This window comes from Pyxidicoccus trucidator (assembly GCF_010894435.1).
GTDB classification, from domain to species: Bacteria; Myxococcota; Myxococcia; order Myxococcales; family Myxococcaceae; genus Myxococcus; species Myxococcus trucidator.
This window is the reverse complement of the sequence record NZ_JAAIXZ010000014.1, coordinates 257,280-268,235: the sequence shown is the minus strand read 5'-3', so window position 1 is coordinate 268,235 and position 10,956 is coordinate 257,280. Positions and strand designations below refer to the sequence as shown.

The window sequence follows — 10,956 nt, the reverse complement described above, 5'->3', positions numbered from 1 at the left end:
CCTTCACCTGACTTCCTCCAATGACCTCATCGACACAGACCGCGGTTCCCAGCTCGGCGCGCGCGTTCGGCCTCACCTGGCTCGGCCAGGTGGCCTCGCTCATCGGCTCGGGCGTGACGCACTTCGCGCTCGGCATCGAGATCTACAAGCGCTCCGGCTCCGTCACGCAGTTCTCGCTGCTCACGTTCTTCTACCTGCTGCCCATGGCGCTGCTGTCCCCGCTGGCGGGCACGCTGGTGGACCGCTGGGACAGGCGCAAGGTGATGCTGCTGAGCGACCTCGGGTCCGGCGTCGCCACGCTGTGCATCTTCGGCCTGCTCCAGGCCAGCAACGCGGGGATGTGGACGCTCGAGCCCTGGCACTTCTACGGGCCCATCATCCTCGGCGCGTTGTTCAGCGCCTTCCGCTGGCCGGCCTTCCAGGCGAGCACCACGCTGATGGTGCCGAAGCAGCACCTCGCGCGGGCCAACGGCTTCGTGGAGCTGGCCTCGGGCGTGGGGCAGCTCGTGTCCCCGGTGCTCGCGGGCGTGCTGCTCCTGAAGGTGGGCCTGGAGGGCATCGTCCTGATGGACCTGGCCACCTTCGCCTTCTCCATGGTGACGCTGCTGATGGTGCGCTTCCCGAAGCCGCCCGTGTCGGCCGAGGGCGCCGCGGCGCGTGGCTCGCTGTGGAAGGAGATGGGCCTGGGCTGGAGCTTCATCCGCTCGCGGCCGGGGCTGTTCGGGCTGATGTGGACGCTGGCGATGGTCAACGTGGCCATGGGCATGGTGATGGTGCTCATCACCCCGCTCATCCTGAGCTTCACGGACGCCGCGACGCTGGGCCGGGTGATGTCCGTGTCCGGCCTGGGGATGCTGTTCGGCGGCATCGCCATGGGCGTGTGGGGCGGGCCGAAGCGCCGCATCCAGGGCGTGCTCGGCTTCGTGCTGCTGGCGGGCCTGCCGCTGATGCTCGCGGTGCTCCAGCCGCGCCCGTGGCTGGTGGGGCTGGCCGCGGCGCTGTTCCTCTTCAACGTCCCCATCCTGTCGAGCTGCGCGCAGACCCTCTGGCAGCAGAAGGTGCCGCCGGACGTCCAGGGCCGCGTGTTCTCGCTGCGGCGCATGGTCAATCTCCTCGGCGCGCCGGTGGCCTCGCTGCTGGCGGGCGTGCTCTCCGATGCCTTCTTCGAGCCCTGGATGGCGCCGGGCGGGGCGCTCGCGAACACGGTGGGCCGCGTGGTGGGGACGGGCACCGGGCGTGGCATCGCGCTGCTGCTCGCGTCCCTGGGCGTGGTGCTGGTCGTCCAGGCCATCGCCGCCTGGCAGAACCCGCACATCCGCAACCTGGAAGATGAGCTGCCGGACGCGGAGTCACAGCCGACCTCCGCGGTGGTGCCACCCACGGCACAGCCCGCGAGCTGACGCCTCGCGGCGCGGAACCTTTTTCTTCCTCCTCACGACAATGGTGGGCTGGCCGGTATGGCCAGAATAGAGGGGGAAGTTCCCATGTCGTTTCGCAGGTGGCTGCTGAGCAGCGTTGTCGTCGTGTGCGCGGGGTGTGGTGAGCCCGCGCAGGTGGAGTCCGTGGAGCGCGAGAAGTCCACGGCCCAGGTCCAGGCCGAGCATCTCGCCAAGGCGCAGGGCTTCGACCTCCGGGAGGCAGCGCTGGTCCCCGCGCAGGATGAAGCGGAGAACCGGCACGAGCTGCACTTCCAGGGCGTGCCCATCTGGGGCCTGGAGGCGAAGACGGCGCACGGGGTGACGCACCTCACCAACGCCCGCTTCGCGCCGGCCGGACACCCCGAGACGAAGCCCCACATCACCCAGGCCCAGGCAGAGGCCGCCGCCCTGGCGGAGCTGAAGGACCCGTCCGGGCGCGTGGAGGCCACCCGGCTGGTGCTCGTTCCGCGCGAGGAGCGCCGGCGCAGGCCGGACGCCCCCGCCTCCGGGCGCCTCAACGCCGCGCACTTCGAGCGGGTGGTGACGGACCTGACGCTCATCTACCGGGTGCAGCTGTCCACCGGTGAGCCCGGAGACGAGCGGGGCTGGATGGCGCGGGTGGACGCCCGCTCAGGACGGGTGCTGCGGCGGGACTCGCTCGAAGTCAACCAGTGGCGCAACACCTACAAGAAGGGGACCGGCTACGGCTACTACGCGGGCACCTTCCCCTTTTCCGTCCTCTACGTGAGCACCGACTCGCCCCCGCACTGGCTCGAGGACCCCCGCGGCAACGAGTACCAGTACGCGTACCCGACGCCCGGCGGCCGGACCCTCTCCTACGCGGACTACGGGAGCCCCGACACGAGCTTCGGCAACGGGCAGCTCTTCTCGCCTGGCGCCGGTGCTGCCAGCGCCAACGGCGAGACGGCGGCCGTGGACGCCTACTACGCCGTGAACATGGCGTGGAGCTTCTACGAGACGCTCCTCGGACGGAGCGGCCCCGGCAATACGGGCAAGGGCATGAAGATCAAGGTGCACCACACCAGCGGGAACGCGTCCTACCTCGCCTACTCCAGCCCCCCGTCCATCATCGTGGGCTACAGCTCCTACCCCAACAGCGGCAGCACCTGGAAGACCCTGGCGACCACCGACATCATCGGCCACGAGCTCGGCCACGAGTTCTTCATGAGGGAGGTGGCCGGCATTCCCTCGAACTTCCCACAAGGCAACTCCGAGCTGGCCGGGCTGAACGAGGGCGCGGGAGACATCAGCGGGTTCATGACCGAGCTCAGCCGCGACACCGTGCGCTCGGGACGGGCCCTGCTCAACATCGACCAGACGCCCCTGCAGAGCTCCAACCTCACCGTCGGGGAGCAGGCGGTCCTCAGCGCCCGCAACCTCCTCATCCCGCTGTACTCCGAGTGGTTCGACGGCATCGGCGACCTGGAGGAGCACGACGCGGGAGGCCCCTTCGCCCGGATGTTCCTGCTGCTGGCCTGGGGCTGCCAGGCCATGCCGCCTTCCGGCGATCCGACCACGGGCTGGCAGTGCCCGCTGGTGCCCGGCGGCTTCACCGGCACCGGGCCCCTGACCGCGGCACGCATCTGGGCCAGGGCGGTGGAGGCGCTGCCCATGGGCGCCGACTACCTCCAGACCCGCCAGGCGGCACTCAACGCGGCGATGGCCATGGACGGCTACGTGGGCGGCCCCCTGATGCGGAAGGTGGGCTTCGCGTTCGCGGCCATCAACGTGGGCTTCCCTCCCGAGAACACCCCTCCCCAGGCCACCCTGAGCTGCCAGCAGGTGGTCGCGGACCTCGAGTGCACCGGCACCATCTCCGACGCGGAGACTCCCAACCAGTCCGCCAGGGCGCCGGTGCTGGTGCTGGACGGCACGCAGACCCACACGATGCCAGGCTGGCAGTTCACCCACCGCTTCCCGGGCCTCGCGGCCGGCAGCCACACCGTCCAGCTGAGGGCCTGGGACCTGTGGAACAACGAGGTCACCCGCACGGTGACGGTCTCCATCGACAAGACGCCGCCCCAGGCGTGGCTCACCCGCTCCGGCCCTCCGAAGCAGCCCGTGTTCTTCGTCGCGGCCAATGACCCCTCGGGCATCTCCACGGTCGACTTCCTCCGGGGCACCACGCTGATGGCCTATGTGGCGGTGCCTCCCTATGAGTACGGGTTCGACACCTCGACGTGGACCGACGGCACGTACCCCATGGTCATCAAGGCGTACGACCGCTTCCAGAACGTCACCACCCTCAACTACCCGCTGGTGGTGGACAACACCCCGCCCAACGTGGCGCTGGCCGTGGGCACGAGCGGCCCGCCCTTCACTGTCACGGCCACCGTGGCGGATGCCTCGCCGCTGGTCCGCGCGGACTTCAAGGTGGACGGGGTGGTCTTCGCCACCTTCACGAACTCCGCGGCGGCGTACCAGGCGGAGTACCTGCCCCTGGACCCGGTGGCCCACAACCTCTCCGTGGAGGTGACCGACGCCTTCGGCAACACCCGCGTGGTGGGGCTGGCGGCGCCCAGGGACTTGAAGCCGCCCGACGTCACCTTCAGCGTGAGCCAGACGGCCACCACGGTGAAGCTCAACGTGGGCGTCTCCGACACCTGCGGCATCCAGTACCCGTATTCGCTGTACGTCGATGGCACCCTGAAGGCCCAACCCATGACGGACAGCCACGTGCTGGACCTCGGCACCTCCGTGGAGCCCGGAGAGCACCAGTTCCGGGCCCTCGTCCAGGACGGGTGTGGGAACACGGCGGACTTCCAGGCGACGTTCTCCCGGTCCGCGTCCCCGCCCGTCATCAACTCCATCACCCGCGACGACACCCAGCCCAAGAAGCCGAAGTTCACCGTCCAGTGCACGGACACCGACGGCGTCCACCATGTCGAGATGCGGGAGAACGGCGTGGTGGTCCAGTCAGACAACACCGCGCCCTACGAGTTCGTGGTGGACACCACGGCACGGACGGACGGGAGCTACTCCGTGCTGTTCCACTGCTCCGACCTCCACGGGGTGGCGAGCACACCGGAGACCCGGACGGTGACGGCGGACAACACCGGCCCCAGCATCAACAGCTTCTCCGTCTACGGCTCGGGCCGCTCGTATCAGGTCCTGGCCGGCAGCGTGGCGGACCCGCGAGGCATCCAGTCCGTCACCCTGGCGGGTGGGCTGGTGATACCGGCCTTCACCATCACGCTGACGCAGGCGCCCTACGGCTACCAGTGGTTCATCCCCGGCACCGCGCTCATCCAGAGCGACCTTCCGTTCTACGTCACGGCGAAGGACGCCTGGGGCAACACGTCCACGCTCAGCCGCCGGTGCTACATGAACACGGCCTCCACCCAGAACGCGTACCTGATCTGCCAGCCGCTCTGAGCCTGGTGAGAGGAAGAACCCCATGAAGCTCCACACCTGGTTGTCCCTCGGTCTCGCCATCCTCCTCACCGCATGTGGGCCCACGCAGCAGCAGCCCCCGGAGCCCGAGAAGCCCCCGGCGCAGGCCGAAGCCGAGCGGCTCGTCACCGCGCGCGGCTTCGACCTCCGGCAGGTAGCGCTGGTCCAGTCACGGGACGAAAGGGGGAACCGCCATGAGCTGCACTTCCAGGGCGTTCCCATCTGGGGCCTGGAGGCGAAGACGGCGCACGGAGTCACCCTCTTCCCCAATGTCCGCTTCGAGCCGGCCGCCGCTGTCGACACGCAGCCCCGGGTTCCCCAGGCCCGCGCCGAGGCCGTCGCGCTGACCGGGCTGAAGGACGCGTCCGGCCGGGTGGAGCAGGGCCAGCTCGTGCTGCTGCCGCGCGAGGAGCGGCGGCTCAAGCCAGACGCCCCCGCCTCCGAGCGCCCCAACGCCGAGCACTTCGAGCGGGTGGTGACGGGCCTGACGCTCATCTACCGGCTGGAGCTGTCCACCGGGGAGCCGGACTCCGCGGGGCACCGGCGCTGGCGCGCGGAGGTGGATGCCCGCTCCGGAGCGCTGCTGCGGCTGGATCCGCTCGAGGTGCACACCCTTCCCCCTCCCCTTCCCGGCACCTTCCGGAACGTCACCGGCCGCGGTCGCTACGCGGGCACCTTCACCTTCTCCACGTCCTTCGACTCCAGCACCAACGCCTACTGGCTCTCCGACCCGCGACGGAACACCTACCAGGCGAGCTTTGTCAGCGAGGGCAAGGTCATCACCTACGATGAGTACTCCAGCGACGATGCGAGCTTCGGCGACGGGAACTTCTTCGCGTACAACGCCGCGCCGGACAGCGCCAACGGCGAGACCGCGGCAGTGGATGCGCTCCACGCCGTGAACCTCACGTGGACCTTCTTCGAGACCATCCTCGGAAGGAACGGCCCCGCCGGGGATGGCACGCCGTTCCTGGTCCGGGTCCACTATCCCCTGAACAACGCAACCTACAGCCCTCAGCCCCGCGTGCCGTCCATCCAGCTTGGCTACCGCGTCCATCCCCTGACCTCCGGACTCATGAAGCCCCTGACGACCACCGACGTCGTCGCCCACGAGCTCGGCCATGACTTCTTCATGCGGGAGCTGGCCGGCGACCCCACGTTGTTCTCGACCAAGCGCTCGGAGGAGGCCGGGATGAACGAGGGCACGGGGGACATCATCGGCTTCATGACCGAGCTTGGCCGCGACGCCCTGCGGCTGCGACGGACGTGGAACGACCTCGACACGGTGACCCCGCGCGACTCGAACTTCACCCTGGGGGAAGAGACAGGCCTTACCTTCCGCGACTTCCGTTCGCCGCTCTACGACGAGTGGTTCAGCGGCATCGGTGGTGAGGAGAACCACCAGTCCGGCGGTCCGCTCGCCCGGATGTTCGTGCTGCTGGCCTATGGCTGCGCCCCTGGAGCCTGCCACCGGGTCCCCGCGGGCTTCTCCGGCGTCGGTCCCACCAAGGCCGCCCGCATCTGGGGCAAGGCGGTGGAGCTGCTTCCGCTGGGCACTGACTACGTCGGTGCTCGCCAGGCCGCGCTCGCCGCGGCGACCGCCCTGGAGGGCTTCCATGGTGGGCCGCTGAAGAAGGCGACGGCCTTCGCCTTCGCGGCCATCAACGTGGGCTTCCCTCCCGACACCACCCCGCCCCAGGCCACCCTGACGTGCCTCCAGGTGCAGCTGGACCTCGAGTGCTCCGGCACCATCTCCGACGCCGAGACTCCCAACCAGTTCTACACGCCCCCCCAACTCGTGGTCGACGGCGGCGCTCAAACCCATACCCTGACGGGCTGGCAGTTCACCCAGCACCTCTCCGGCGCCTCGCTCGCCACCGGTAACCACACCGTCCAGCTCAGGGCCTGGGACGTGTGGAACAACGAGGTCACCCGCACGGTGACGGTGTTCCTGGACAAGGCGGGGCCCACCGCCTCGGTCTCCCGCTCCGGCCCGCCCAAGCAGCCCCTGCTCACCGTCACGGCGAATGACCCCTCTGGTGTCGCCATGGTCGAGTTCCTCAATGGCGCCCAGGTGCTGGGCACGGTGTTCGCCCCTCCGTACCAGCAGGGCTTGGACACCTCGACCTGGACCGACGGCACCTACAACCTGGTCATCAAGGTGTACGACGCCTACTTCAACGTCACCAGCCTCAGCCACGCCCTGAAGGTGGACAACACCCGGCCCACCGTGACGATGACGGTGGGTAGCGGCAACCCGCCCTTCAGCGTCAACGCCTCCGTGTCGGACGCCTCCACCATCACCCGCGTGGACTTCAAGGTGGACGGGCTGGTCTTCGCCACGCGGACGAACTCCGCGACGTCGTACCAGGCGTCGTACTCACCGCTCGACGCGCTGGCCCACAACCTCTACGTGGAGGTCACCGACTCCTTCGGCAACAAGAGCGTGGCGATGCAGGCCGCGCCCCGCGACCTGCAGCCGCCCACGGTGAGCCTCAACACCACCCAGTCGGGCACCCAGGTGACGCTCACCGTGGGCGTCTCGGACACCTGCGGCATCACCTACCCGTATGCGCTGTACGTGGACGCCAACCTGGTGGCCCAGCCCACCACGCCCGGCTACGTGCTCATCTTCGGCACCTCGATGGCCCCCGGTGCGCACACATTCCAGGCCCTCGTCCGTGACTCGTGCGGCAACACGGCGAACTTCCAGACGGTGTTCACCAAGAACTTCACCCCGCCCGTCATCACCGGCATCGCCCGCGACGACAGCCAGCCCAAGAAGCCGAAGTTCACCGTCCAATGCACCGACACGGAGGGCGTGAATCACGTCGAGATGCGGGAGAACGGCGTCATCGTCCAGTCGGACAACACCGCGCCCTACCAGTTCGAGGTCGACACCTCGAATCGGGCGGACGGGAACTACACGGTGCTGTTCCACTGCTCCGACATCTACGGGGCGGCGAGCAGCCCGGAGACGCGGACGGTGACCGCGGACAACACCGGCCCCGGGTTCCAGTTCAGCATCTTCGGCGCCGGCCACTCATACATCGTCTCCGCGGGCAACGTGACCGATCCGCATGGCGTTCAGTCCGTCCGGATGACCGGGCTTCTTGCCTTCGACTTCACGCTGACGCAGCCGCCCTTCACGGCCCAGTGGACGTTCAGCTGGAACACGAATAGCAGTTGGCCCATGAGCGTCACGGCGAAGGACACCTGGGGGAACGAGCGCACCCAGGGCTACTGGTGCTACGTGGACACGGACACGACCCAGCTCGCGTACCTGAACTGCCAGCCCGGAACCTGAATGGAATGACGTTCGGGAAGGCGGTCCGCCGGGACACGGCGGACCGCTCGACTTCAGCCCAGCAGCTTGAAGCTCTCGCGGGCGATGACCATGCGCTGCACCTCGCTGGTGCCCTCGTAGATGGTCTGCACGCGGGCGTCGCGGAAGTACCGCTCCACCGGGAACTCGTCGATGTAGCCGTAGCCGCCGTGGAGCTGCACGGCCTTGTCAGCCAGCTTGTTGCTCATCTCGCTGGCGAACAGCTTCGCCATGGAGGCCTCGCGGGAGAACGGCTGGCCCTGCTCCTTCATGTAGGCCGCGCGCAGCGTCAGCAGCTCCGCCGCGTCCAGCTGCGTCTTCATGTCCGCCATCATGAAGCGCGGGCCCTGGAAGTCGGCGACGGACTGGCCGAAGGCCTTGCGGTCCTTCGTGTAGGCCACGCTGGCCTCCAGCGCCGCCCGGCCCACGCCGCACGCCTGCGAGGCGATGCCGATGCGCCCGCCGTCCAGCGCCGTCATCGCCAGCCGGAAGCCCTGCCCTTCCTGGCCCAGGAGGTTCGCCGCCGGAATCACGCAGTCCTCGAACGTGAGCGACACCGTGTTCGAGGCGCGCAGCCCCATCTTGTCCTCATGCTTGCCGATGATGAGGCCCTTCGTTCCGCCCTCCACGATGAAGCAGGACAGGCCCTTGTTCCCCGCCGGGGAGGTGCGCGCCCACACCACCATGACGCCCGCGAACTCGCCGGAGGTGATCCACTGCTTGCTGCCGTTGAGGACGTACGTGTCCCCGCGCTTCACCGCGGAGGTGCGCATCGCGCCCGGGTCGGAGCCCGCGTGCGGCTCGGACAGCGCGAAGGAGCCGGCAATCGCCTCGCCGGAGACCAGCCGCGTGACGAACTTCTCGCGCTGCGCCTCGGTGCCGAACGCGTGGATCAGCTCCGCGCACATGTTCGTCACGGCCATGGTGACCGAGGTGGAGGCGTCCGCCGCCGCCATCTCCATCATCGCCAGCGCGTAGGAGACGGTGCCCGCCTCCGAGCCGCCGTACTTCGCCGGGATGTTCACCCCCAGCAGCCCCAGCTCGCCCATCTCCTTGTAGAGCTCCGTGGGGAAGCGCTCCTCACGGTCCAACGTGCGGGCCTGGGGGGCCACGCGCTCGCGCGCGAACTTGCGGGCGGTGTCGCGGATCAGCGTCTGGGTCTCGGTCAGCTCGAGGTTCACGGCGGGATTCCTACTCGATGGCCTTGAGGTTGAACGGGTACTCGATGGGGTGGTCCGCGCCGTCCGGAGGCTTGGGGAACGTCATGGACGACAGCACGGCCACCACGCAGTCGTGAAGGTTCGGGTCCTTCAGCGTGCTCGCCTTCTTCACCACCTTGGCGCCCTTCACCAGCCCGTTGGCGTCGATGGTGAAGGACGTCTTCAGCTTGCCCTCTACCTTCTTGTCCTTCTCCGCCATGTGGTCCTCGTAGCACTCCTGGATACGAGGCTGGTGGTACGTGACGACCTGGCGGATGGAGTCCGGGGTGAAGGGCAGGCGCTCGACGTCCGGCCCCTCGCTCTTCGCGGGGGCCGTCGCCGGGGCGGGCTTCCCGCCGGAGGGCTTCTTCGCGGGAGCGCCCTGAGCGAGCGCCACCGCCGACACAAGAAGGACCGCTGGGAGAAGTACCCGCTTCATGTCGCCTACTCCTTCAAGAGGTGGGTCGAGATGACGATGCGCTGAATCTCGCTCGTCCCCTCGTAGATTTCGGTGATGCGCGCGTCACGCACGTGGCGCTCGGCGTCCATCTCCTTGCTGTAGCCCATGCCGCCGTGCACCTGGAGGGCCTTGTTCGTCACGCGGCTGGCCATCTCGCTGGCGTACAGCTTGGCCATGGCGCTCTCCGAGCTGTGGCGCACGCCCTTGTCCTTCATCAGCGCCGCGCGCCACACCAGCAGCCGGGCCGCGTCGAGCTCCGTGGCCATGTCGGCGATCATGAACTGGATGGCCTGGTGCTCGCGGATGGGCTTGCCGAAGGACTTGCGATCACCGGAGTACTGCACCGCCTCCTCGTACGCCGCGCGGGCGATGCCCACCGCCTGGGCGGCGATGCCGAGCCGGCCGCCGTCCAGCGTGCTCATGGCGACCTTGAAGCCCTCGCCTTCCTCGCCGAGCCGGTACTTCGCCGGCACGCGCATGTCCTCGAAGAACATGGAGCAGGACCAGGCGGCGCTGATGCCCATCTTCTTGTCGGGCTCGGCGCGGATGAAGCCGGGGGTGTTGGTGGGCACGAGGAAGGCGGTGATGCCCTTGTGGCCCGCCTCCTTGTTCGTCATCGCGAAGAGGACGATGGCGTCCGCCTTCGGCCCGTTGGTGATCCAGTTCTTGGAGCCGTTGATGACGTACTCGTCACCGCGGCGCACCGCGACGGTCTTCTGGGCACCGGCGTCGCTGCCGGCCTCGGGCTCGGTGAGGCCGAAGCAGCCCAGCTTCTCGCCACGGGCGAAGGGCGTGAGGAACTGCTCCTTCTGCGCCTCGGTGCCGAACTTCATCACCGGGTCGCAGTAGAGCGAGTTGTTCACGCTCACGATGACGCCGGTGGAGGCACAGCCACGGCTGATCTCCTCCACGGCGATGGCGTAACAGACGTTGTCCAGGCCGGCGCCGCCGTACTGCTCGGGAATGGCGACACCCAGCAGCGAAAGCTCGGAGAGCATCTTCACCGCGTCCGTCGGCCATGCGTGGGTTTCATCCCACTTGCGGGCGTGGGGCGTCAGCTCCTTGGCGGCGACTTCGCGGATGGTCCGCTGGATCTCGCGCTGGACGTCGGTCAGCTCGAAGTTCATGAGGCTCCTCAGC

The 10,956-nt window shown here is 68.6% G+C and carries 6 protein-coding genes; 3 read left to right on the top strand and 3 right to left on the bottom strand.

Annotated features, from left to right (window positions below; all coding sequences use genetic code 11):
• Window positions 1–20 precede the first annotated feature (20 nt).
• The 3 genes from G4D85_RS33790 (at window position 21) to G4D85_RS33780 (ending at window position 8,139) form a co-directional block, all read left to right on the top strand.
• Window positions 21–1,400 (top strand): MFS transporter, encoded by a 1,380-nt coding sequence (locus G4D85_RS33790; RefSeq protein WP_164018188.1) that lies wholly within the window; start codon window positions 21–23, stop codon window positions 1,398–1,400.
• Between the two features lie 84 nt (window positions 1,401–1,484).
• Window positions 1,485–4,814, top strand: a complete 3,330-nt coding sequence (locus G4D85_RS33785; RefSeq protein WP_164018187.1) for an Ig-like domain-containing protein — start codon at window positions 1,485–1,487, stop codon at window positions 4,812–4,814.
• A gap of 22 nt (window positions 4,815–4,836) precedes the next feature.
• Window positions 4,837–8,139 (top strand): Ig-like domain-containing protein, encoded by a 3,303-nt coding sequence (locus tag G4D85_RS33780; protein ID WP_164018186.1) that lies wholly within the window; start codon window positions 4,837–4,839, stop codon window positions 8,137–8,139.
• A 53-nt stretch (window positions 8,140–8,192) separates the two neighbouring features.
• On the opposite strand, the gene G4D85_RS33775 is transcribed toward G4D85_RS33780, so the two are convergent.
• Genes G4D85_RS33775 through G4D85_RS33765 form a run of 3 tightly spaced genes read right to left on the bottom strand, consistent with a single transcriptional unit; the run spans window position 8,193 to window position 10,943 of the window.
• Window positions 8,193–9,338, bottom strand: a complete 1,146-nt coding sequence (locus G4D85_RS33775) for an acyl-CoA dehydrogenase family protein (RefSeq protein ID WP_164018185.1) — start codon at window positions 9,336–9,338, stop codon at window positions 8,193–8,195.
• A gap of 10 nt (window positions 9,339–9,348) precedes the next feature.
• Entirely contained in the window at window positions 9,349–9,795 is a 447-nt protein-coding gene (locus tag G4D85_RS33770; protein ID WP_164018184.1) for an AgmX/PglI C-terminal domain-containing protein, read from the bottom strand.
• Between the two features lie 5 nt (window positions 9,796–9,800).
• Window positions 9,801–10,943, bottom strand: a complete 1,143-nt coding sequence (locus tag G4D85_RS33765) for an acyl-CoA dehydrogenase (protein WP_164018183.1) — start codon at window positions 10,941–10,943, stop codon at window positions 9,801–9,803.
• Between the last annotated feature and the right edge of the window lie 13 nt (window positions 10,944–10,956).